This window comes from Shewanella sp. AC91-MNA-CIBAN-0169 (assembly GCF_040310165.1).
Taxonomy (GTDB): Bacteria; Pseudomonadota; Gammaproteobacteria; order Enterobacterales; family Shewanellaceae; genus Shewanella.
Genome location: NZ_JBEOPM010000001.1, coordinates 505,651 through 531,402, shown reverse-complemented (window position 1 = coordinate 531,402; position 25,752 = coordinate 505,651). Strand labels below are relative to the sequence as shown.

Sequence of the window (25,752 nt, the reverse complement as noted above, 5' to 3'; positions counted from 1 at the left end):
CTTGTAGAGAAATTTAATGGAGATATCAGTGAGATACGGTTCAATTAGCCTTGCTTTATTGTGCTTATACGCAAGCAACTCATTTGCGGCACTCGAAGTCATTACCACATCAGAAAAGCAGACTCTCAATAAAATTGAAAATCAATACGATATCGATTCTCTGCTAATCACTGTTAATGACAAATTCTCACAGCTTAATAAAAAAGCCTATGACGTTGAAGGTCTGAAAAAAACAATTGTTTCAGAACAGCAGCGCTACGATGAGCTTATTACAGAATTACCTAAGGTTATTCGGGCTAAAACAGGGCTTCCAGAAACCTATAAACAAATTGAAGAGTCTGTCAATTTAGTCGATGAATTAACCCAAAAGGCAGAAGACGACAGTAAACGCCTTGAAACTGAAAAGGTTGAAATATTAACTGAATATGAGGCGATAAATAAAAAACGTGCCGCTAAAAGCCAGCAACTATTTAAACTCAAAACTGATATTACTAATCGTTTAATTGCAGATTTATCTAAATCAAGCAGCACACTGCCAGTCAATATTAATGGTTCGACTGAGTGTTCAAAATATCAAACTATCGCAGATTGTTTGAAAGAGTCTAAAAGCAGCATTTTATCCAATACTCGTAATGAGTCGCCGTTTTTAAATGACAAAAGTGTTTTATTGTCATATGAAGTTATCGACGCCAATATGAATATGAGAGGCGATTTGCATTATAAAGTGGCAATGAACTTTAAGCCTTCTTATAACGATAAAATTGACTCAATGTTAAATGAAGAATTAGGCCTTAAGTCGGCGATGGTTACCTTAATCAGTAACGTACCAGCAGATTGGTATATCAATGGCACCAAAGTAGGCACGGGTAAAAAACTTTTTCACGAGATCCCTTTAGGGAAACACGGCATTTTAGCGTCTTACCAAAATCAAGATAAATCAAGCGTCGAAAATGTTGAAGGCAATGGTGTATTTAATTATAAATTTGCCAATGTTGCTTCGTCTAATAAAGCCAGCAACCAAGCTAAAGCAGTGACAGCAGAAGTCCCAAAAGGCATTCTTAAACCATCAGCTAAACCGCAGCCTGTAGTCCAAAAAACTAAGGCTAAATACACCTTGTTTTCAGACCAAACCAGTATTAAGTTAAGTGATGATGATGCCAAAAAGAAATCATCCGATAAAGGTTATGAATACTTTATGGGTGTTACACCTGTCAATAAAAAGCAAAACATTGAATTTACTAACGAGCCTATCGAGAAGTAATGTTTCAACCAGTGTTTTAACATAACTATTTGTTCAGCCTGGCTGACATAAATCAAAGCCATATCTTCGGATATGGCTTTTTTGTTGCTATAGCATCATCAAAACCCACTATTGATATGCGCCTTGTTACAAAGAAAATTAAAAGATTTACATTACTTTACGCTGAATTAAGCAAATATAATTACAATAAGCTTGCATCAATCACGGGCTAGTCGTTAGCCAATGTCGTCTTGTAACGACATCATCAATTATTGCTTATAGAGATGTGTACTTAAATGATCAAAAAACTTAGCCAATGTCTTTTTTCGACTACCGTATTGATGATGGGATATGTTGGGTTTATTTCCAATGGTGTTGCCGCGCCCACACCTCCTCGCGCTGAAAAAGTGGTTCCTGTCATCACCGCCACCGTTGAACAACATGAGCTTTCGCAATCAATTACCTTAATAGGAAAACTGGCGGCAACTCACTCGGTAATGATAGCGCCACAAGTCGCAGGAAAAATAGACAGCATAGCCGTCACATCTAATCAATACGTCAATAAAGGCCAAGCACTACTGACACTTGATAACCGCAAAGCAAAAGCCAGCGTGACCGAAGCGCAAGCCTATTATCAAGATGAAGTGCGTAAGCTTAATGAGTTTAACAAGTTGATTCACGTTAATGCCATCACTCAAACAGAAATAGAAGCGCAAAAGTCCAGTGTTGATATTGCTTTCGCTCGCCTTGAATCAGCTAAAACCGATCTGGATTACCATACTCTAGCCGCGCCATTTTCCGGAAACACTGGTTTGGTTAACTTTAGCCGCGGCAAGATGGTCAGTATCAATGAGTCACTATTATCACTTGATGATTTATCCGTGTTACAGCTCGATTTACAAGTGCCGGAGCATTATCTCTCTTTGTTAAGTACAGGAATGTCGGTAAACGCTTCCAGCAGAGCATGGAATAAAACCATTTTTACTGGCAAGATTATCGCTATTGATCCACGCGTCAATTCACAAACACTCAATCTCAATATTCGTAGTCAGTTTGATAATCAAAAGGGTCAATTAAAGCCCGGTATGATGATGTCAGCGACACTGGTATTTCCAAGCGTGTCTTCCCCTATTGTTCCGGTACAAGCACTTGAATATTCTGGTACCAAACGTTATGTCTACGTAATCAACCAGGACAATATCGCCACACGCACCGAAGTGATGTTAGGCGCCAGAATTGACGACCAAGTGTTACTGGAATCTGGCATAAACATCGGCGACCACATCGTCGTTCAAGGGCTGGTAAATATGCGTGATGGTGTCAAAGTAAAAGACTTAGCTAAGCAAGCTCAAACAAGCCCTGTTAAACAGGAGCAAAAATAATGTGGCTAAGTGATACGGCGGTAAAGCGCCCTGTAGTTGCGATTGTATTAAGTTTATTACTGTGTGTTTTTGGCTTAGTGTCGTTCTCTAAACTGTCGGTTAGAGAAATGCCCGACGTACAAAATCCGGTAGTGACCGTCATGACCACTTATAGCGGTGCATCTGCCACTATTATGGAAAGTAAAATCACTAAGAGCCTTGAAGATGAATTAACTGGCATCAGCGGTATTGATGAAATCACCTCAACCACTCGAAATGGCATGTCACGTATTTCAATCGAGTTTGAACTAGGTTGGGACTTAACCGAAGGCGTCAGTGACGTACGAGATGCCGTTGCCAAAGCACAACGTCGCTTACCCGATGAAGCTGATGATCCGATTGTATCTAAAGATAATGGTACTGGTGAGCCGTCGATTTACGTCAACTTAAGCTCTGAAAATATGGATCGTACTCAACTCACTGATTACGCCCAGCGGGTATTAGAGGACAGATTTAGCTTAATTACTGGGGTGAGCTCAGTCAATATTTCTGGTGGCTTATACAAAGTCATGTATGTACAACTAAAACCGCAATTAATGGCCGGTAGAAATGTAACTACCAACGACATTATTAGTGCGTTAAATACCGAAAATCTTGAAACACCCGGTGGCGAAGTCCGTAACGACACCACCGTCATGTCAGTCAGAACAAAACGGCTATATTACAGCCCAGAAGACTTCAACTATTTAGTTGTCCACACTGCTGACGATGGCACACCTATTTATCTTAAAGATGTCGCTAGCGTGTTCATTGGGGCAGAAAATGAAAACTCGACCTTTAAAAGTAACGGCATCGTTAACCTAAGCCTAGGCATAGTGCCGCAATCTGATGCCAACCCATTAGATATATCATTGCAAGTACAACAAGAAGTCGACAAAGTGCAGAGTTTTCTGCCAAAAGGAACGCAGTTGGTTGTCGATTATGATGCCAATGTGTTTATTGCGCGCTCGATTAATGAGGTTTACAACACCCTATTCATTACTGGGGTATTGGTTATTCTTGTGCTGTACATTTTTATCGGTCAAGTACGGGCAACACTCATTCCTGCAGTCACAGTACCAGTATCATTAATTGCCGCATTTATGGCGGCATACAGCTTAGGTTATTCCATTAACTTATTAACCCTAATGGCGCTTATTCTAGCCATTGGTCTAGTGGTTGATGACGCCATCGTTGTGGTTGAGAATATCTTCCACCATATTGAACAAGGTGAAAAACCGATACTTGCGGCCTATAAAGGGACTCGCGAAGTCGGTTTTGCTGTGATATCAACTACCCTAGTACTGGTGATGGTATTTTTACCTATTTCATTTATGGATGGCATGGTCGGGTTATTGTTTACTGAGTTCTCCGTGATGCTGGCAATGTCGGTGCTGTTTTCATCCCTTATCGCCCTTACCCTTACCCCAGTGATGAGCAGTAAACTATTAAAAGCCAATGTGAAGAAAAATCGTTTTAACATTGCGATCGATAATGGCTTTAATCGTTTAGAGCAACGGTATCGTAGTATGGTCAAATGGGCATTGCACTGGCGCATGGCAGCACCATTCATTATTATCGCCTGCATCGGTGGTAGCTATTTACTCTTGCAACAAGTCCCTTCTCAACTCTCACCACAAGAAGACCGCGGGGTATTATTTGCGTTTATTAAAGGCGCCGAAGGCACCAGTTATAATCGCATGGTTGCCAATATGGACATCGTTGAAAACCGATTAATGCCACTATTGGGTCAAGGAGTAGTGAAATCATTTAGCGTTGAAGCGCCAGCATTTGGCGGTCGAGCGGGAGATCAAACCGGATTTGCGATTATCCAGTTAGAAGACTGGCAAGATCGTGATACCGATATTAAACAAGCGTTAGCGTTAATCAGCCAAACGTTAAAAGACATTCCAGATGTCATGGTACGGCCAATGTTGCCAGGATTTAGAGGCCAATCAAGTGAACCGGTTCAATTTGTACTGGGCGGCTCTGACTATGCTGAGTTATTTAAATGGGCTCAAGTACTGCAACAAGAAGCCGATGCAAGCCCTATGCTGGACGGGGCTGATTTAGATTACGCAGAGACCACACCAGAACTTGTTGTGACGGTAGACAAGCAACGAGCTGCAGAGTTAGGCATTAGCGTTTCAGAAATAGCGACAACCTTAGAAATCATGTTGGGCGGCCGCAGTGAAACAACCTTTGTTGAACGTGGCGAAGAATATGATGTGTACCTTCGCGGTGATGAAAACAGCTTTAACAGCGTCACAGACCTCAGTAAGATTTACTTTAGAAGCAGCAAAGGCGAGCTTATCACCCTTGATACTGTCACCAAAGTTGAAGAAGTAGCTTCACCACAGCGATTAAGCCATACCAACAAGCAGAAATCGATCACCATCAAAGCAAATTTAGGCGAAGGTTATACCCTAGGCGAAGCCCTCGACTTTTTAGAACAACGCGCAATCACTTTACTGCCAAACGATATTTCAATTGCCTACACGGGTGAGTCAAAAGACTTTAAAGAAAACCAAGCTGGGGTGCTCATTGTATTTGCTTTAGCACTGCTGATTGCTTATCTGGTATTAGCGGCTCAATTTGAAAGTTTTATCAATCCTGCAGTGGTGATGTTTACTGTTCCAATGGGTATTTTTGGTGGTTTTATTGGTTTAGTTCTAATGCATCAAGGGATGAATATCTATAGCCAAATTGGCATGATCATGTTAATTGGTATGGTAACTAAAAATGGTATTTTAATCGTTGAGTTTGCTAACCAACTCCGTGACAGAGGCTTATCGCTCGACAACGCTATTATTGACGCATCAGCTCGTCGCTTAAGACCCATTTTAATGACAGCCTTTACCACGCTTATTGGTGCCATTCCATTAATCGTATCAACCGGCGCGGGGAGTGAAAGCCGCATTGCTGTTGGAACTGTGATATTCTTCGGCATGGCATTTGCGACGGTTGTCACCCTATTGGTTATCCCCGCAATGTACCGACTTATTTCTTCGTCAACCCACTCTCCAGGGTTTGTTGAAGCACAACTTAATGACGCCATTGCTGCTCAAAAAGCGCAACAGCCTTAATCTTCACAGGTGTAATAATGACAACGCTTGCCGTATTTGTAGATGTGCAAAATATTTATTACACCTGTAAGCAAGGTTTTGGCCGTTCATTCAATTACCGAGCTTTATACAAACATTTGTCGGCACAGGGCACTATTAGCCACGCAATAGCTTACGCTATAGCACCAGCCGATGACGGTCAGGTTAAATTTCAAGATGCACTAAAACATATTGGTTTTACGGTTAAAACCAAACCTTATATCCAGCGCAGTGATGGTTCCGCCAAGGGAGATTGGGATGTTGGGATTACCATCGACATGCTAGAGATAGCGCCCACGGTAGATGAGGTTATTTTACTGTCTGGTGATGGTGATTTCGATTTATTACTCAAAAAAATCAATCAAACGACCACATGCTACACCCATGTATTAAGTGTTGAGCGCCTCACTGCAAAATCATTAACCGATCAAGCCCAGCACTTCACCGCAATCGATGCCTCGCTTCTTATTTAAATACAAACAATGACAATAATCACCCACTTTAAGCACAAGCGACAAAGCTAACACATACGACAAAAATATCGCTAAGATAGATACCAACAGAAATTAGTTTGATTTATTCCTCAGCCATTCAGCCTTCATTTACACAAGTTTCTTCTCATCAATACGGTTTAAATTTGATGAGAGGAAGATGAGTAGATCCCAAATTCACAAACAATGTTATTATTTTGTTGTGTAAAATAGTGACTGTATTTACAATATATCATCCTGTTATTATAGGTATCAAAATCAGTTTTTTATAAAAATAATAATAAGGTCTCTGATGGTGTTCTTTTTCCAAAGATGGTTATGCTCGCTGTTATGCTTACTTCTTTCAGTTGCCTTTATTTCAGCCACAAACGCAGAACAGTTTCAAATAGATAGGCTCAATATTGCTGACGGTTTACCGTCAACCATGATCACCTCTATCTATCAGCAAAAAAATGGATTTTTATGGTTTGCAACCGATGCTGGTGTGAGCCGCTATGATGGCCAAGAGTTTATAAACTTTCAGTTTTCACCGGGATCCAAAAGACATATATCGAATAACTTTGTGACAGATATTATCGAAGACGCCCAAGGCAATATCTGGTTTGCTACTGAAGACGGTCTTAATCAACTCACCGTCGATGATGAACTTAACACCTACCCCACTTCACAACAGCCTTTCGCTCAAAACACCAATTGGATAATGCGTTTATACTTGGATTCAAAACGTCAGCTATGGATAGGTACTGGCAGTGGGTTACAATATAAAACAGAGCATGGAACCGATTTTATCTCGGTTCCATTATATTTAAACCAACAAGATACTCCTGTAGAAACATCTATTTACAGCATAGTAGAAGACACTCAACACCGTATTTGGGTAGGGACCGACCATGGTCTCGCATTATTAGAACCCAACAGTACAACAATGCAGCTATATCAATCAGATAAAGCACAAGCAATATCCACTACAGGTTCAGCCGTTACTACGGCAGATTTATTTAATGATTACATTCTGACGAGTCAAATAGATAATCATGGTCAACTTTGGTTTGGTAGCCAACATTTTGGCTTAATTAAATTTATGCCTAACGACAACACATTCCAGCATTTTTTTAGTCCAAAACAACCAAAGGTTGGACAAATTCCCAGTAACTACATCTCCAGCATAGCGATTGAAGATGATCAACATATCTGGATTAGTACCGATAAAGGTGCGGCAAATTTAACTGTCGCATCCGAACATTTTGACTGGTTAACCTCACAAACGTTTAATCAACAATCATTACCGACCAATGATGTTGATGATGTATTTATCGACCATTCAGGAATCATTTGGTTTGCGACTAACCAAGGTGCGGCCTTTTACACGCCATTGAAAAAATCAAGTCGACTGTATAAACCCCTTGCCAGCCAATCAGAGCTATCAGGAGGCAATGTTTACGCAATAGCCTTAACGCAATCAGGTGATGCCTGGGTAGCAACAAATAAGGGTATCGATAAGATAAACATCGATAATAAAACGGTTGAATTAGGACCTTTAAAAGATAAAACCACTCCATCATTAATAAACAATATTTGGAACGTAACAACAGACAAAGATAATAATCTGTGGTTTTCTGACGCTGAAGGCCTGAGTTTTTATGATCAACGTTCTGACACTGTGCAACACTTTAGTAATAAAGTGAATAATCCCTATGGCTTTCCTAATACTGATTTCTATACTGTTGACCCAGACCAAGAAGGCAATGTGTGGATCACTGGCTATTTAGACGCTGGCGTAATGCTATTTAACCCGCAAAAAGGTTTAATAAAACATTATTTTAACGATGCGGATAATCTTTATACTTCAGGTGGGAATTTCACCTTCGACAGTTTAATCGCTACCCAAGGTGAGTTATGGTTAGCCACCACCAATGGTATTTTCATTATCGATCCTAAAACGGATATCACCTCACACTTAAGCTTAGGTAATGAAAGAGAGAACATCCGAATAGGCGGTATTTACCAAGATAAACAAGGCATTATATGGGCAGCAACCCAAGGTCTCGGGTTAGCAAAAATAATTCCAACATCAAATGTACCTCAGGGATTTACCATTGAATACATTACACGTCAGCAAGGCCTACCAGATAACCGTTTAAAAGCCGTCATTGGTGATGACCAAGGTAATTTATGGCTAACGAGCCAGCATACGTTAATCAAATATACCCCCAAAACCGCTAAAATAAGTGTTTATCCCAGCGTGATTAACACCGACAACTTAACCTTTAATGAAGCCGCAATAGCCATTTATCAACACCAGTTACTATTAGGTACTAATAAAGGGGTGATACAGATAGATATCGACACTATTAGCCAAAATGATTTTGCGCCTCCGGTGCATATCACTTCGGCAAAAATAGCCAATAAATCGTATATTAATATTAACAGCCATAACCCTCCCCCGAAGCCGATACTTGATTACGACAACAACATGATCCAGTTTTCATTTGCATCATTAGACTATACCGCCCCTGAACGGAATCAATATCGATATATGTTAGCCGGGTTCGATCAGGATTGGCTGACCACATTACTACCTCGGGCGATGTACACTAATTTAGCCGCTGGTGATTATGTGTTTAAAGTACAAAGCACCAATAGCGACGGTATATGGAGCAACCAACAGGCAGAATTTGCATTTAACATTAAAAAAGCCTGGTGGTATTACGCATTAATTGCTTCGGGCACCATGATTATATTGATTATGATTTTGTTTGCGTTATCTCGAATCAAACAAATGAGAGAGCTCAGTCGCCGGGCTAACTTTGACAGCTTAACGGGATTGGCAAACCGGTTTCATTTTAATCAACAACTGTCATTACTTATGTCTAATCCATACAACACCGCCGCTGTGGTGTTTATCGATTTAGATCACTTTAAAGAAGTTAACGATTCTATGGGCCATGACGTAGGCGATGAGCTCATTATCCAAGTTGGTAAACGGCTTCAGCATTGTTTAAGCCAACAAGATGTATTGGCTCGACTCGGCGGAGATGAATTTGCCTTAATCATTCCATACGAGCAAGTTGCGGCCGACGTGAACCGAGATTTAGTTAATATCATTGAGCGAGTTCGTCAAACGCTCAACAAAGGCTATCAAATTAATCAATATTGGCTAAACAGTTCTGCCAGTATTGGTGTGGCATGCTTCCCGGAAGATGGTAAAGATGCCAAAACATTATTAAAACATGCTGATACCGCCATGTATGCAGCTAAACAGAATGGGCGAAACGGAAGTTACTTTTTTAACGAAACATTATCCACGGCACTATTAGAAAGATTATTGATTAAAGATCAGCTAAATAATGCCATGTCAGATGCGCAACTTGAAGTGCATTACCAGCCAAAATGTTGCGTTGATACACATGAGATTGTCGGTTTAGAGGCGTTACTTCGTTGGAATCACCCTCAACACGGGATGATTTCTCCTAGCCGCTTTATTGATCAAGCTGAAGACAGTGGCTTAATTATCGATATTGGATTATGGGTACTTGAACAAGCCTGTCAGCAAGGATATCGCTGGCTTCAACAAGGGATACTGAGAGGTAATATTTCGGTTAATATTTCACCGGTACAATTATCACAACCGACTATTGTTGATGACATTGCTGCCATTTTAGAACGAACCGCCTTCCCGGCTCATCATCTTGAACTTGAAATAACCGAGTCATTACTCATTAAAGATTTAAAAACAGCACAAGACGTTCTATTAGCACTCAAACAATTACGCGTACGTATTGCCCTAGATGATTTTGGCAAAGGTTATTCGTCATTAAACTATTTGACCCAGTTCCCCATTGATACTTTAAAAATTGATAAGGGGTTTTTAAGCAGTATTTTGCCTGAAGAAACCAGCAATATAGTATTACGAAACATCATTACCTTAGGTAATGAGCTGAAATTAGATGTCATTGCAGAAGGCGTCGAAACTCATGCTCAACTGCTTAAATTGAAACAGTATAATTGTAAAATAGTTCAAGGTTTTTTATTCAGTCATGCTCTTGATGTCACTCAATTAGAAGTATGTCTTCTACATAACAAGTTAACCTTATGTGAATATGTTGAAGTTGAAAACGAATAATGAGAGCGGCAACTTATTAGCGATTCATGCATAAGCAGCACCCAAACTGTTAACGACTTACTGCGACGTCTGCAAACACACATAACCTTCACTAACGATGCTGTCACCTATCAATCTGTATTCTAAACTAACCCTAATAAGGTGCCTTAAACTCTCGTTATTGATGCGAAGACACATTCATTTCAAGGCAGATAATTACCTGTAAAATGCTTATTCATATCGCATTACATTGTTATTATTTAAATCAATAATGAGAGGGCTCACATGATTGGGAATATCACTTTATTTGCAAAAGTGTTATTCTTGCTGGGCCGTAGCAGGACACTTCTATAAAGGATTATATGTCGTTAATACGTTACAAAAAACTAATTTTTGATTACATTCCCATGCCCAAACGAGTTCGTTTATTCATCCCATTGATATTCATATCAGTGGGAGTTCTATATACATTTAACTCGACCATCGCTGTGGCAGAACCACTAAAAATCACTTTAGCTGCAGAAGATAGTTGGCCTCCTTTTGCCGATGAAGTGGGTAATGGTATTTCCCATAACCTTATTAGACAGGCTTTTAAGCAAGTTGATGTTGACGTTTCTACTATTGTCGTACCCTATACTCGTGGTTTGATTATGACCGAGCGAGGTTCGGTTGATGGCGTTTTTAATGTGACAAAAGAGCAAAGCACTATTAACCGATTTATATTCGGTAATGAACCTTTGTTTACAGTAACAGCTTCTTTTTTCTTTGCCAAAGAACACCCTACCATTGCGGATAATAAATGGCAGATCCCAATAAAAAGCACGATTGGTATTGTGAGTGGTTATGAGTACGGCGACGAATTTACGACGCTTGTTGAACAGCTGCAATTACACGTCATCACGGTAAATAGCCAGCGCCAATTAATCAATTTATTATTAGTAGGCAGAATTGATACCGCCATTATGTATGACCTTGTTGCTGATGTTTACATCGAACAGATGGGTGTTAGCCGTAATATAAAAGCTAAGTTTAATAATCATACCAGTAAAATTTTCGTCGCATTTTCTAAACTTAACCCTCAAGCAGAGCACATTAGCCAATTACTCGACAAAGGGCTGCTAACGTTGCAAAGACAAGGTAAGTACCAACAGCTGCTTCTGCCTTCAAATGATTAACGACATAACCACAATATCAATAATATAAGGTCATAGTGTAATGAGTCACCCCTCTGTAGAGCACAAGTACAGCCCAGTTCACTCTTTTTCTGTACAAATTTATTATGAGGACACCGACTTTTCTGGTGTGGTATACCATCCTAACTTCTTAAAATATTTCGAGCGTGCGCGTGAACATGTCATCGGCGCAGATGTACTCAGCCAACTTTGGCAGCAACAACAATTGGGTTTTGCCGTTTATCGCAGCGATATGTTATGTCACGATGGGGTTGAGTTTGCAGATATTATTGATGTGCGCACACAATTTTATTTTGAAAGTAAATATCGTACCGTATGGAAACAACAAATATGGCGGCCTAATGCTAAAAAACCTGCAGTAACCGCTACAATTGAAATGGTCTGCATGAACCAGAAGCGTCAACTTTCACCTATGCCTGTAGAATTAATCGCTTATTTATCAGCAGGATTTAAGTAATTAACCATCAGACACAACGACATTTAACGTTGAAGAAATTAACTTTTAGGATCACTAAAGTGTGGATTATTAATTTTTTGATAATTAAGTTGCGGATAAAGATGTTCAAACTCACTGGCAGTAAATGGTTTAGCAAAGTAATCACCTTGAATAGTGTCTACTCCAAAAAGATGTAATGCATCTAAAACAGACTTAGATTCAACCCCTTCAACCGTCACTTCAAAACCTAAATTTTTAGCCAGCTCGATACTGGTCTTAACAATTTGTTTCGCCGCTTGAGATGTTTCAAATTCATCTAAAAAGGCTTTATCAATTTTCACTTCATCAACGGGCAAATGACGCAAATAAGCTAAAGAAGAATGACCAGTACCAAAATCGTCAATCGCAAGTTTAACTCCAATATCACGTAATTGATTTAAGGTAACAATCGTTTGCTCGAGCGATTTCATTAACACACTTTCAGTAATTTCAATGGTAATGGTTTCGGCAGGAACCAGATACTGGGATAGTTTGGTGGCGACATCGGCAGCAAGGTTTGGATTATCTAAATCAGTAGATGACAAATTAATGGCTACATTAACGTAAACCCCCATATTTCGCCATTTGGCTTGTTGAGCCAATACGTTATCTAACACCCAACTACTCAGAATATCGATCATTCCGGTCTGTTCCGCTAATGGAATAAATTCATTGGGAGAAATTAATCCTAGGCCTTCATGTTGCCAACGAATTAACGCTTCAACCTGCTTACATCGGCCGCTTTTTATGTCTAGCTTTGGTTGAAATACCATAAATAATTGACCTTGCTTTAACCCTTTAGGCAAGCCATTAATAATCAACAATTCTCGGTATTGTGCTTTATCATCATCTTGATCGTAAAAAGCAATCGGCTGTTTTAATGCTTTGGCTTTCTTCAGTGCTAAATCTAAACGGCGCAGCATCAAACTGACATCGGCATGATGCTCATTGAGCGACAATACTCCGAGCTGCATTTTGATACTGATTGGCTGTTGTTCTATTTCAAATGGACTTTGTAAATCATTTTTTATCGTTTGCAACTGTTCGACAGTCAACGGTTGCTGGAAAAACAACAAAAATTCATTACCGTTCATACGTGCGATGAACTGTGCTTTACAGTTCAGGTTATCTATCCGCTTGGCAAAAGCTTTCAGCAATTTGTCACCAAATAAAAAACCAAATAAATCATTCACAAAACGAAATTGTCGAATATCCACCAGCACTAACATACCTTCTGAAATAGGCATTTTTGACAACATTTTACGTTTAAAGCCAACACGATTAGCTAATCCGGTTAACTTATCTCGTTCGGTGCTAAATAAGCTTGATTGATGTAAATGATGGAGGACATTAATGAGCGGTTTTAACGATTTGGCAGGAGAATCTATGTTAAATGAATCTTGATTGAGTAATTGTAATTCTAACGAGTGAGTTAATTGTTTAATAAAACGATGCTGACGCCAATGGAGAAATGCAATGGTGCACAGCATAATCACAATCATAAATAACACTGTTATTAGCAAATAATTCATTAAGTATTCATCATGTTACAGTTTTAGCCATCGGTTATTTAAACATCAAAAACATCTCACTTAGATATTAATCATTTAATGTTAGCTCATTGATTAATACCCGTGAAACTCACTTAACATAGCATTATTCGTAACTTTGCTTAATTGAATGGTACATATCAATAAACTCATCACTAGCAAGATCTTCTGGTGTTACAGGTAAACCTCGTAGGACAAAGACACCTAACCTTTCTTCTAACTCTTCACCGGCTCTAAGTTCACCAGTATAAAATGCCGCAGAACGAATAAAGTCGAGATAAGTCACTTTTTCAGGCATATAATGAAGATCAGCCCAACGCTCCACCACTTCCATAACTTCTGGGGCAAAGTCCCACGTTTTTAATACCGCACGACCAATCGGCCCCTGCATTTTACGTACGAGACTTCGTAAGTCATCAATTCGGCTAAACAATTCTGGGTGAACTTCTGCTTCGGTTAATACTGGTAATGCACCAATATTATGTACCAATCCCGCAAGGGTAAGCGTATCACGGTCTAGTTTTTTAGTGGGATGACGTTTGTTATACATTTCAAGCATCGCACAAGATGAAGCCGTCACTTCAATAGAGGTTTTCCATACCTCATCCATCACCTCCCACACCATTTCGTTGGTTGAGATAAAGAGCTGTTCCATGGCAACTGACGTGGTAATAGATTTAATTTGCACTAAACCAATACGATTAACTGCGGCATTGATGCTTTCTGCTTTATTACCACGAGAATATAAAGCGCTGTTTGCCACTTTAATAATACGGGCTGAAATAGCCGCATCTTGTCCAATAATATCTGCTACTTGTTTAAGGCTCGAATCTTGACGAGATACCACTTCTTGAACACGCATGGCCACTTCAGGTAATGTTGGTAAAACTAAAGCATCATCTTTGAGCTTTTTTAATAGTCCAACCAAGAGTTGATGTTCCGTAGACATGGGTTCTCCATAAATAAATAGTCTCTAATGCTGGATTATATACCCAAACCGATAACGTTTGCGATTACTCAACTGACGACAACTCAATTATTTATATCTTTCTGTGCTGATTTAACAGTTATAAATTCCTTCGATACAATAAAAATACAACCAACCTCACAAATACCAAGGCTATATTTGTCCTCGCTAATATCCTTAAGTAAGCTTCGACCCTTTCATCACACAATGTTCAATTAGGTCAAAAAACATGTTTAAACCTGAATTATTATCTCCTGCTGGTACGCTTAAAAATATGCGTTACGCCTTTGCTTATGGTGCTGATGCTGTTTACGCAGGCCAACCTCGTTATAGCTTACGAGTTAGAAATAATGATTTCAAAATGGAGACACTTGCCAGCGGTATTGAAGAGGCTCACGCCCTCGGTAAAAAATTGTATGTGGTGAGTAATATTGCCCCACATAATGCCAAGCTAAAAACCTATATTAAAGACATGCAACCGGTGATCGCGATGAAACCTGATGCGGTGATCATGTCTGACCCTGGGCTTATCATGATGGTCCGCGAAGCGTTTCCTGAACAAGTGGTTCACTTATCGGTTCAAGCAAATGCGATTAACTGGGCATCGGTTAAATTCTGGCAACAACAAGGCATCAAGCGAGTCATTTTATCGCGTGAATTATCATTGGATGAAATTGAAGAAATTCGCCAACGTTGTCCAGATATTGAATTAGAAGTGTTTGTGCATGGCGCACTTTGCATGGCGTACTCTGGCCGTTGCTTGCTCTCTGGTTACATGAATAAACGCGATCCTAATCAAGGAACCTGTACCAACTCATGCCGTTGGAAATACGATGTACACCCAGCACAGCAAACAGAGACTGGCGATATCATCCCTGTGGCTCCAACCGTACAGTTTGAGAGCCCTACATTAGGTTCGGGCCAACCTAGTAGCGACATAGTGCTACTGCAAGAAGCTGGTCGTCCTGGCGAGTATATGCCTGCGTTTGAAGATGAACATGGCACCTACATTATGAACTCAAAAGATTTACGGGCTATTCAACATGTGGATCGTTTAACCAGAATGGGGATTGATTCATTAAAAATTGAAGGTCGTACCAAATCTTTTTACTATGTCGCGCGCACCGCACAATTATATCGCCAAGCAATTGAAGATGCCGCTACAGGCAAAGACTTTGATCGCACATTAATGAACAACCTTGAAGGTTTGGCGCATCGTGGCTATACCGAAGGGTTTTTACGTCGTCACGTTCATGACGAATATCAAAACTATCAATATGGCCATTCTGTGAGTGATAGCCAGCAATTTGTTGGTGAGTTTACCGGTAAACGAAATACTGAGGGTTTGGCTGAAATTGATGTTAAAAATAAATTTTCAGTTGGCGACAGTGTTGAAATAATGACAACTGAAGGTAATTTTGTTATCACTATTGAATCGTTAATTAATCGCAAAGGCGAATCGATTGACTCTGCTTTAGGCTCAGGCCATTTTGTGTTTCTAGCGCTTCCGGCAGATATTAATATCGACAAAGCCATGTTAATGCGAAATTTACCTGAGGGAATGGATACACGAAACCCTCATCAACCAGCTTAAATTAAGGTTTTTATGGCACTAATCATCGACGATAGCTGTATCAATTGTGATATGTGCGAACCCGAATGTCCTAATGAGGCCATTACTATGGGTGAAGAGGTGTATGAAATCGATCCCGCGTTGTGCACCGAATGTGTCGGTCATTACGACAAGCCAACTTGCGTGTCTGTTTGTCCTATAGATTGTATCGATCCCGACCCAAAACATGTCGAGTCACATGATGCGCTATTACTAAAATACGCTGCTCTCACGGGCAATGTGTAACCTCAGGATTGAGCAACTAAGAGCTAATATATAGTGCCTAGTATCTAGTATCTAGTATCTAGTATCTAGTATCTGCAAAAACGGCGCTTAATGCGCCGATTTTTATAGTCAAATAACACCATCACTATTCACTGGCTGTTAATGTTTGTAATACTTTTGCCAGTTGCTCAATGCCGTTCCGAGCGGGTTTGGGTAAGTTATCTAACTCTATAGACAACAATAAATTTTTAACCTCTAACCCCAACTCTGTATCCCCTTCTATACGTAATTTACGCTGAAAAAATAGCGTGTCGGGATCTTCTTTGCCTGCTGCAACCAAAATTAACTCAGGCACATTGGCACTTAATGTCACATCAGGCTGAGTAAAAGCACGCACTCGTAGTTGTTGTTCGACACCCACCTCAAAACGCAAACCAATATCATCAACACAAATGCCTACCCACTTTTGTTTGAGAAAATGGAGTTCATCTGCCTTCAATTGTTCCGCTAACACTAAATTAAGCAGCTTATTAATGACGATTATTTTTAACGCTTCAGGCATCAAGTTTAGCGAGCGACGGCTTACTTGAGGCGCAAAATGTAACAAGTGCGCCGATAATTGTTGTGTAAATGCTTGAGCCATCGAGAGTACCTACTTGTAAATTGAACCAATAATCAAGTCAGTTTACTGGCAATTTATCTAACGAAACCTGTTTTAAATCAAATCATGTTAACTCAATCACATTTACACTCCTGTTCTTTGAAAAAAATGAGAACACCAACATGGAACTCTTATGCCCTGCAGGTAATTTAGCGTCGCTCAAAGCCGCTCTGAACGCTGGCGCTGATGCGGTTTACCTCGGACTAAAAGATGACACTAATGCGCGCTCGTTTGCAGGTCTAAACTTTTCTGCAGTACAACTGGCACAAGCGACAAAACTGGCCCAAAGCCAAGGGCGAAAGGTATTTTTAACCCTAAACACTTTTCCGAAACCCGGCGAAGAACAGCGCTGGTATCAGGCCGTCGATTTAGCCGCACAATTAGAAATGGATGCCCTCATCGTAGCTGACTTATCATTACTCGATTATGCCCACCAGCATTATCCGCACCTTCCGCTACATTTATCGGTACAAGCCAGCGCCACAAACTTAGGGGCTCTGTCATTTTATCAACAAGCTTTTAATATCGAACGAGCAGTATTGCCACGAGTGTTGTCGATTAAACAGGTTAGAGATTTAGCTAAAGTGAGCCCTGTTGAGCTTGAAGTATTTGCTTTTGGTAGTTTATGCATCATGGCTGAAGGACGCTGCCATTTATCATCATATGTAACAGGACAATCACCTAATACCGGCGGCTCATGTTCCCCGGCTAATCATGTGCGCTGGCAAGATTCTGGCAGCGATAAATTGACCCGACTCAATAATGTATTAATCGATAAAGCTGATGCTAACCAACAACTGGGTTATCCAGTGGTCTGTAAAGGCCGTTATGTTGCTGAGTACGATCATGATGCAAAGTATTTACTGGAGTCACCTACCAGTTTAAACACCTTAAGCTTGTTACCCGAGCTCGCCCAAGCGGGAATTAAATCACTTAAAATAGAAGGACGTCAGCGAAGCCCTGCTTACGTCAGCCAAGTCACCCACGTTTGGCGTAGCGCTATCGACACTTATTTAGCCAACCCCGAGTCTTTTTGCGAGCAACCACAATGGTCGCAAGCGTTAGCAAAAGTATCCGAAGGACAAATCACTACATTGGGCGCTTATGAGCGTCAATGGCAATAAGGTTTTACAATGAAAATATCTCTCGCTCCAATTAGTTACTGCTGGTCAAAATCTGACGTTGAGCACTTTTATCAGCAAGTAGCATTGAGTAACATCGATAGCGTTTATTTAGGTGAAACCGTATGTAGCCGCCGCCGTGAACTGAAGTTTAACGACTACCTAGATCTCGCCAATATGCTTAAGTCTCATGGCAAACATGTGGTGTTATCAACCATGGCTTTGATAGAAGCGCAATCTGAGCTTAATGAACTGAAACGAGCTATTGATAATGGTGATTTTAGTATCGAAGCGAATGATATGGCTGCAGTACATTATGCGCACCAAGCGAAAGTCCCCTTTGTGTGTGGGCCAACAATCAATAATTACAATCGGACCAGTCTTGATTTATTGCACCAAAAAGGGATGTATCGTTTTGTCATGCCTTGTGAATTATCACAGCAGTGGTTAAACACCGTCATTAATCAAGGCGATAAACCCGCTTTTGAAATAGAGGTGCTCGGTCACGGCTATTTACCCTTGGCACATTCTGCACGCTGTTTTACCGCCAAACATTACCAATTGCCAAAAGATAAGTGTCAAACTATTTGCCAACGCCATAGCAAAGGCTTACTGGCTCAAACTCAAGAGTCACAACCGTTACTCCGCTTAAATGGCATTCAAACTCAATCTGCGGCGCAGGTAAACCTGATTAACCAAATTCCACAAATGATAGACATGGGGATTGATTATTGGCGTATATCCCCCAATAAATTAGCCGATATAACGATGGGTTCAGAACTTGCTCATGTATTAGCGCAAATAACAGAAGAGCCGCTTAATAGTAAATCGCTAATTAATAAACAGTTTAACGACAATAAACAGGCATCGATTATCAATCATCATTGCAATGGCTATTGGTTAGGGTTACCGGGCATGGACTATTCCCTTGAGCCCAATACTCCAGCGCGTTAACCTTATAAACGCTACTTGATAGCCATTAATAAAAGTGGTCATGAACCGTCATCATATCCATGTTTATTAATGGCATACAAAACATAAAAAAGTGCTAGATCCAAAGATAACACACACCCGCAACAAAGTTTCAACAGGCTGATTAAATTAGATTTTAACCATATACCCCGACAATTTCTTAAAGTAAATATCTACTCACATTTAACTAATATCTATTCGATTAAGTTATCATTTTACATACAGCAAATAAGGGGGTAACCTTGCCTACCCAAAAAAACAACTGAATGGACATTCAATTTTGGTCCATAATAAACAGTTGGGTAGCACAGCTGGCCAACTTAGAACACATAAGTAAGGTGTATTTAACGTGACACATAAAAAACATAACATTAAAACAATTCTCACCTTTATTATTCCGTCACTGATTGGCTTGTTACTGTTTATGACGCCTATCAATGTCGAAGGTTCGATTACCATTCCGATTGCAATCATCTCAAAAGCGTTGCAAAGCCAAATGGGCAGTTCGATTCAGCTTATTGTTACCTGCATTGTAGTATTAATGGCATTGGCCTCGTTACTGACACAGCTCATTAATCCTAAATTCGTGCGTAAAAGTACTTTTTTACGCACTTTACTGAAAGTGAATTTATTTTGGTTAGCTGTGCGCATTCTAGGCGCAATTTTTATCGTCATGGTTTATTTGCAAGTGGGCCCCGAAGCGATTATTTCATCTGCAACCGGTGGCTTAGTTCTGAATGATTTAGTACCTGTACTATTTTCAGTATTTATTTTTGCTGGCATGTTATTACCGCTATTGCTCAATTTTGGTTTATTGGAGTTTTTTGGCACATTATTAACCAAAGTAATGCGCCCAATATTCAATTTACCTGGTCGCAGTGCTATTGACTGCATGGCATCTTGGTTAGGTGATGGCAGTGTGGGCATTTTAATGACCACTAAACAATACGAAACCCGTTTCTATACTGCACGCGAAGCTGCTGTTATTGGTACAACCTTTTCTGCCGTATCGATAACCTTTAGCTTAGTGGTGATATCACAGGTCAAACTTGAGCACTTGTTTGTGCCGTTCTATCTGACAGTGTGCTTAGCTGGTTTTGTTGCTGCAATAATAGTCCCTAAATTACCGCCGCTATCATGGAAGAAAGATCTGTATATTGATAATACCCCTCGCCATGAAGATGACGAAACGATCCCAGCCAATCATGGTGTATTTTCGTGGGGATTTGATCAAGCAATGCAACGCGCATCTTCTGCAGGTGGCATTAAGCATGTGCTAACGGAAGGGATTAAAAACGTTGTCGATATGATATTCGGGGTTATCCCTGTTGTTATGGCTATTGGTACCGTCGCATTAGTGTTGGCTGAGCATACGCCTATTTTTAATTACTTAGGTATGCCATTTATTCCGCTGTTAGAACTGCTGCATATTCCCGAAGCTACCGAAGCCTCGAAAACGATTGTGGTAGGGTTTGCCGATATGTTTATCCCATCCATTTTGGCCAGCTCTATAGAATCAGATTTGACCCGTTTTGTTATTGCTGCTTTATCGGTTACTCAGCTTATTTATATGAGCGAGGTAGGTGCTCTTTTAATTGGTAGTAAAATACCGGTTAACTTTTTTGAGCTATTCGTTATCTTTATTCTACGAACCTTAGTAACACTACCGATTATTGCATTAATGGGTCATTTACTCATTTAGTTGAAGTCAGTATATATAACCACTCAAAATAACCAGGGAGCGCAATGCGCTCCTTTTTTAAACTAAATATTCTCAGCGTAATCGAGATAAATCGAGTATGCTTAAACAATAAACACTGACTATGTGTCTTTGCGATATTGATTACTAAGGGCAAACTATGGACGACAGACGTAAATTTTCTCGTATTTTTTTTGCAGCCAGTGCTCATCTCGCGCAAACAGAACAAACTTGGCGCACTAAAATTTTAGATTTAAGTCTTAACGGTGCATTAGTAGAATTACCATCTGGGTATACAGGTCAACTCAATAGCATTTTAACCTTAGAGTTTGTGTTACCCGACTCTGATATTGAACTCAAAATGGAAGCGGCAATTGTCCATAAAACCCCAGAACACCTGGGCTTAAAGTGTACTCACATTGACGTTGACAGCATTACCCACCTGCGCCGAATTATTGAACTCAACATAGGCGATGCTGAGTTATTAGATCGTGAGCTTACGTCGTTAATCACTCCAGCGCCTTAAGCTTTCAGATATACCGTAAAATGCAAAAAAGGTAAGTCAATGACTTACCTTTTTTATGCTCAAGTTTTGCTTTTAGCAACCGAGGGTTAATTAATTAACTCAAGCAGCTCATGGATAGTTTTCACTGGAATAATTTTTGCCCCAAGCCCTTCCATGGTTTTGTGATAATTACGAAATGGGATAAAAATCTCAGTAAAACCATGCTGCGCAGCTTCTTTTACTCTCGGCACACCACTATCAATTGGGCGGACATCGCCATTCAAACTCAACTCGCCCATAATACAAGTGGTTCTAGGCACGACAAAGTCGTTTAAACTGCTCAGTAATGCCGTAACAAGCGCTAGATCGATGCAGGTTTCTGACTCATCAATTTTTAAACCGCCTACTATATTAAAAAATGTATCATGAAAAATTTTGGTTTTAGTATGCTTACGTAAAATACCGGTTAACATTTTAATCCGATTCATGTTTAAGCCCACACACACTCGTTGTGGAAACTCAGATTCAGTCTCGGTGGTTAAACATTGTATTTCCAATAGTAAATTACGGTTACCTTTACGAATACAAGTGATGGTCGAGCCCGGCGATTCGGTGGTTGAACCCGATAAAAATATTTCACTTGGGTTATCAACACTGATCATACCGCGTTCACTCATGCGGAATATCCCCACGGTATCAACATCACCAAAACGGTTTTTATTGGCGCGCAAGGTACGAATTTGCCCGTCGTTGGTGTCGATATGTAGCAATGAATCTACGATATGAACCAAGGTTTGCGGGCCTGCTATTTCGTTATTTTTATTTACGTGAGCAATAATGAACATGGTGACATTATTTTTTTTACAATATTGAGTAAATGCTTGAGCCGCCGTTTTAACTTGTGAAGGCGACCCCGGACTGCCATTGGCCGCATCGGTGACAACCGCTTGAATAGAGTCAATGACAGCAAACTTGATTTGCTTGGCTTCTAATTCTTCAATAATGGCTTCTACACTGGTTTCAGACAGCAGAAACAAGTTATCTTCGTTATAATTAAGCTTTAAACGATTAACACGGTTTTTGAACTGAGATAATGATTCTTCTGCAGTACAGTACAGTGAAGCCATAGATTGTGACATCCGAGCAACCAAATCAGACAGTAATGTTGTTTTACCAGCTCCTGGGTCACCGGAAATAATATTCACCGATCCCGTCGTTAAACCACCACTGAGCACTCTATCTAATTCACCGATTTCAGTCAGTCTTTTTTCGGCATCTTGTGATTCAACTTCACTGAGTTTTTTAGAGCCCCCCCCCACAGCACCAGCGTATCCCAATACCGATGAACGTGAAGTTGAACTCTTTGAGGCCGACAGTTTCATTTCCACCAAAGAATTCCACGCACCACAACGACACTGTCCCTGCCAACGCGGATAATCCAGGCCACAATCGTCACAAACAAATGCCATTTTTGGAGCTTTCGCCATGTTAGTTCCTAGGTTGCAAATCAATTAGTACTTTTATGACCCATGTCACTCAGTCTAAGAATCAATAAAGCATCATTGTTAGAAATTTCTTTACTGCCTAAACCTCACATCGAACGAATCAAATATGATGGTTTAGGCAACTCATAAGTATAATAATAACAACGATCTTTAGTCAGAGTCTTGCCAATGATTAAAATATTGTCCACACTCATGTAAACAAACTGTAAAAATCAATAAACAAACGTTACATCAATACAGCATTACCATTAATACGCTATGTTAGTCTTCGTTTCAGAGTAATTAACAACGATATCATTTGTGCATACCTATCGAACAACATTGAAATGTATATTACTATAAAGATCAGCAATTTCTTGCCGATAAAATTATCAGCCAGGCTCACAATAAGCATTTAAAACGATAAAATAATGAGTTTAGATAACCACAGGGCATTAATCGAACAACTAAAACCACTGATCATGGAACCTGATTTTCAGGACGTATTTGAACAGTTAACCGTTGACGAATCTAATTCAACCCGTTTTCTATTGAAAATGGAGCTAAACCGTATCTCATCTTTATGTACACGAATTATAGATTTACGAGATAAAACGGAACTGCCATGTGAAGAAGTTGTCATCGCTAACCAAAGATATTTTCTAGACGAACCCGCTAAAGAAGCACTGCTACAAGCACTACCGTTATACCGCAACAAATATACCTTAGGTGTATACGAGCACGTTATAAAAGCGCATAAACTGCGACGCCTGAAACTCAGAGAAAATGTTTCAATTGAGGTTGTCGACGAGGAAAATCCATTTTTAGTGCCTGGTGTTGTACTTGGCAGCTACTTTAATCGCTGTGAAGAACGAATGAATTATAGCATTCGAATTATGGTTTCTCAGCAAGGCATAACCGAAGTCAATGGCGCAACGCTAGATTTATCTGTCGGCGGCGCTCGCATTAAGTTGCCATTAAAGCATCATTTAGACCAAGATAAACCTTTGCGAGTAAAACTACTTGAACTCAGCGATGAATTTTATCTAGATGATCTAAAGCATGGTGTTGAATATCAAATAGTGGATATTCAAAACAAAGATGATAGTGCTATTTTTAGATTGAAAAGACTGGGTAGTGGAGAAGCATTAGACGGCGTACTATCGCAGCTTATACGCAGTTATAAATTCCGTTATAAAGTTGATGTCAACGACGTCATCGTTACTGCTACCGGATTAGGTTATGAACGTCATTACTTACCACTATTAACGCATCTTCCTTTATTTGTTTCGATTGTCGATGGTAAACCAATCATAGCCTACGAATTACTGGGTAGAGGTAACCAACCAATCCAACATTATTTTCAAGATGAAAATGAAATAAGTCAGCTACCGAGCTTTATTAATATCCGACGCTTAAGCCAAATGATCAAAAGCTCCGAAAATAATGAACATTGTTATTTATTCAGTTTTACACACAATGCTAATGGTAAATTACATTTTTATTCTGCTACCTTAGCAGAGCTTAAAGCAACCAAAAATATGCATCTCTTTTTAGGTTTTGCATCGACAAAAACCAGCTGGCGCGTATTTAAAATTGTAATGCAGCCTATTGATCATAGCAAAAACTATAAAACATCTACCTTACCGGGGGATGATGCTCGTTATGCGGCCCTCACTGAGCAACAATTAGCTCAATTTAGTCATACTTTACAACTTATTGATTTAACCAACGAGGAAGCTCGTAAAGACTATCAATGCTGGTTTGATCAATCTGATGTGAATGGCTTAAAGATTTTCTCTCAAGCAAAAATAAAACAACACAGCATCAAAAAAGTATCAATGCCATTTAGTGAGCGGCGCCATGAGGCTCGATTCGTCTTTAAAACCTTAGTCACAATTCAACAAGGTGATAAACAGGCCACTGGTATTACTCATGATATTTCGAGTCGAGGTTTACAACTGACTCTAGATAAATCAGCTAATTTCAACGAACCGGGTCCGGTTACATTATCATTTCCACGCCTGCAAGCCGCTGCTGGAAAAACTAATTTATCGAATTTACCTTATCAGCTAATTCGCAGCCGGATGAATGGTGCAACTTTGCATTTGAGTGCCATCATTGGCCACTCCCCGCATGAAGGCGTTGAGTTTTTAAGTAAATTAATTGCTCACAATAAACAAAAACTCGAGCAATTATCAGACAATGAAGGCCAGAAAAAAGAACTGGCTGATGGTATGAAAAATCTCGTGATGCGCCAATTGCCAGGAGTGCCATATTTTATCGAAAAAACAGTAAAAGCGGCACAAATGGCTTACATAGGTATTGGTACCACGACTGATGAAATAAGCCATTTATTTGCTCAAGACAGCGATAAGGTACTGCAATACAATTTAAAGCCACTACTAGACAACAATGTATTAAAACAACACATCATAGACCCTATCAAGTTAATGAAACCCACTCATGATATGGCCTTTTTTGAAGTGTTTATGCAACTCACCCGCCACCCTAGAGGTGCAGTGCAGATCCAATGTAAACTTAAATCAGAACTGGGTAATAGAGAACAACAAATTCAATTTATTACCCAAAGTAAAAAAGTGGGTCGCTTCATGGCGTTAAGGGTGTATATAGGAGCAACTGAAAAGCCCGATATGAGTTATATTCGACGCGAGCTAGAATATATCCACATTCATGCTAATCACCGTGCAAAGCAATTAGAAGAACAATTATGGAGAGTTATCGGTTCGGGTGAGCTATTAGATATTACTACTGAAGTTGAAATCCGTTTTCCAAGCTTAATGATACTAGCCTAAGCAATCTTTCAGAAACCGCTACTCGTAATAAGCTATGGCATAAATCGATAAGAAGGATTTAGTTCAAATCTGCATTTTTTGCTAGTCAAAGATTAAATAACCAGAGAATAGGTTAATAACCACTTACTATTCCCA

The 25,752-nt window shown here is 39.9% G+C and carries 18 protein-coding genes; 14 read left to right on the top strand and 4 right to left on the bottom strand.

Annotation, left to right across the window (positions count from 1 at the left end):
• The first annotated feature begins 28 nt into the window (after positions 1–28).
• From AAEY98_RS02240 to AAEY98_RS02210, 7 genes are all read left to right on the top strand, one after another.
• Positions 29–1,261: a hypothetical protein gene (locus AAEY98_RS02240; protein WP_351014747.1), complete on the top strand. Its 1,233-nt coding sequence runs from the start codon at positions 29–31 to the stop codon at positions 1,259–1,261.
• 323 nt (positions 1,262–1,584) lie between these two features.
• Positions 1,585–2,622: an efflux RND transporter periplasmic adaptor subunit gene (locus AAEY98_RS02235; protein ID WP_351014784.1), complete on the top strand. Its 1,038-nt coding sequence runs from the start codon at positions 1,585–1,587 to the stop codon at positions 2,620–2,622.
• Positions 2,622–5,726 carry a multidrug efflux RND transporter permease subunit gene (locus AAEY98_RS02230; protein WP_351014746.1) on the top strand — a complete coding sequence of 1,035 codons (3,105 nt, stop codon included), beginning with the start codon at positions 2,622–2,624 and terminating at the stop codon, positions 5,724–5,726. The genes AAEY98_RS02235 and AAEY98_RS02230 overlap by 1 nt, the downstream gene beginning before the upstream one ends.
• A gap of 17 nt (positions 5,727–5,743) precedes the next feature.
• Positions 5,744–6,217 carry a LabA-like NYN domain-containing protein gene (locus AAEY98_RS02225; RefSeq protein WP_123777149.1) on the top strand — a complete coding sequence of 158 codons (474 nt, stop codon included), beginning with the start codon at positions 5,744–5,746 and terminating at the stop codon, positions 6,215–6,217.
• 310 nt (positions 6,218–6,527) lie between these two features.
• Positions 6,528–10,358, top strand: a complete 3,831-nt coding sequence (locus AAEY98_RS02220; protein WP_350995947.1) for an EAL domain-containing protein — start codon at positions 6,528–6,530, stop codon at positions 10,356–10,358.
• A 341-nt stretch (positions 10,359–10,699) separates the two neighbouring features.
• On the top strand, positions 10,700–11,512 hold the full coding sequence (locus AAEY98_RS02215) for a substrate-binding periplasmic protein (RefSeq protein WP_351014744.1): 813 nt from the start codon (positions 10,700–10,702) through the stop codon (positions 11,510–11,512).
• 40 nt (positions 11,513–11,552) lie between these two features.
• Positions 11,553–11,987 (top strand): acyl-CoA thioesterase, encoded by a 435-nt coding sequence (locus AAEY98_RS02210; protein ID WP_192114431.1) that lies wholly within the window; start codon positions 11,553–11,555, stop codon positions 11,985–11,987.
• Between the two features lie 38 nt (positions 11,988–12,025).
• Here the strand turns inward: AAEY98_RS02210 and AAEY98_RS02205 are convergent, their stop codons facing one another.
• Complete coding sequence (locus AAEY98_RS02205; protein ID WP_350995943.1) at positions 12,026–13,537, bottom strand: putative bifunctional diguanylate cyclase/phosphodiesterase; 1,512 nt, start codon at positions 13,535–13,537, stop codon at positions 12,026–12,028.
• 124 nt (positions 13,538–13,661) lie between these two features.
• Positions 13,662–14,504, bottom strand: coding sequence for an HDOD domain-containing protein (locus tag AAEY98_RS02200; RefSeq protein WP_101085693.1), 843 nt, complete (start codon positions 14,502–14,504; stop codon positions 13,662–13,664).
• 247 nt (positions 14,505–14,751) lie between these two features.
• On the opposite strand from AAEY98_RS02200, the gene trhP reads away from it, so the two are divergent.
• Both trhP and AAEY98_RS02190 read left to right on the top strand, forming a co-directional pair.
• The gene (gene trhP, locus AAEY98_RS02195) at positions 14,752–16,116 is read left to right on the top strand and encodes a prephenate-dependent tRNA uridine(34) hydroxylase TrhP (protein ID WP_351014742.1); all 1,365 of its coding nucleotides are present in this window, start codon (positions 14,752–14,754) and stop codon (positions 16,114–16,116) included.
• A gap of 12 nt (positions 16,117–16,128) precedes the next feature.
• On the top strand, positions 16,129–16,380 hold the full coding sequence (locus AAEY98_RS02190) for a YfhL family 4Fe-4S dicluster ferredoxin (RefSeq protein ID WP_101085697.1): 252 nt from the start codon (positions 16,129–16,131) through the stop codon (positions 16,378–16,380).
• Positions 16,381–16,504: 124 nt separating this feature from the next.
• Here the strand turns inward: AAEY98_RS02190 and ubiT are convergent, their stop codons facing one another.
• Positions 16,505–17,002 (bottom strand): ubiquinone anaerobic biosynthesis accessory factor UbiT, encoded by a 498-nt coding sequence (gene ubiT / locus AAEY98_RS02185; RefSeq protein ID WP_351014738.1) that lies wholly within the window; start codon positions 17,000–17,002, stop codon positions 16,505–16,507.
• A 140-nt stretch (positions 17,003–17,142) separates the two neighbouring features.
• Between ubiT and ubiU the strand changes: the two genes are divergently transcribed.
• The 4 genes from ubiU to AAEY98_RS02165 all read left to right on the top strand — a co-directional run bounded on the left by ubiU (position 17,143) and on the right by AAEY98_RS02165 (position 21,338).
• Positions 17,143–18,144 carry a ubiquinone anaerobic biosynthesis protein UbiU gene (gene ubiU / locus AAEY98_RS02180; protein ID WP_101085701.1) on the top strand — a complete coding sequence of 334 codons (1,002 nt, stop codon included), beginning with the start codon at positions 17,143–17,145 and terminating at the stop codon, positions 18,142–18,144.
• A gap of 9 nt (positions 18,145–18,153) precedes the next feature.
• Complete coding sequence (locus AAEY98_RS02175; RefSeq protein ID WP_350977746.1) at positions 18,154–19,095, top strand: U32 family peptidase; 942 nt, start codon at positions 18,154–18,156, stop codon at positions 19,093–19,095.
• Positions 19,096–19,537: 442 nt separating this feature from the next.
• On the top strand, positions 19,538–20,815 hold the full coding sequence (locus AAEY98_RS02170; RefSeq protein WP_243756207.1) for a YjiH family protein: 1,278 nt from the start codon (positions 19,538–19,540) through the stop codon (positions 20,813–20,815).
• A 157-nt stretch (positions 20,816–20,972) separates the two neighbouring features.
• Positions 20,973–21,338, top strand: coding sequence for a PilZ domain-containing protein (locus AAEY98_RS02165; RefSeq protein ID WP_101085707.1), 366 nt, complete (start codon positions 20,973–20,975; stop codon positions 21,336–21,338).
• 86 nt (positions 21,339–21,424) lie between these two features.
• Here the strand turns inward: AAEY98_RS02165 and radA are convergent, their stop codons facing one another.
• The gene (radA, locus tag AAEY98_RS02160) at positions 21,425–22,804 is read right to left on the bottom strand and encodes a DNA repair protein RadA (protein ID WP_101085709.1); all 1,380 of its coding nucleotides are present in this window, start codon (positions 22,802–22,804) and stop codon (positions 21,425–21,427) included.
• A gap of 428 nt (positions 22,805–23,232) precedes the next feature.
• Here radA and AAEY98_RS02155 point away from each other — a divergent pair, with 428 nt between their 5' ends.
• On the top strand, positions 23,233–25,617 hold the full coding sequence (locus tag AAEY98_RS02155) for a PilZ domain-containing protein (protein ID WP_351014736.1): 2,385 nt from the start codon (positions 23,233–23,235) through the stop codon (positions 25,615–25,617).
• The last annotated feature ends 135 nt before the right edge of the window (positions 25,618–25,752 follow it).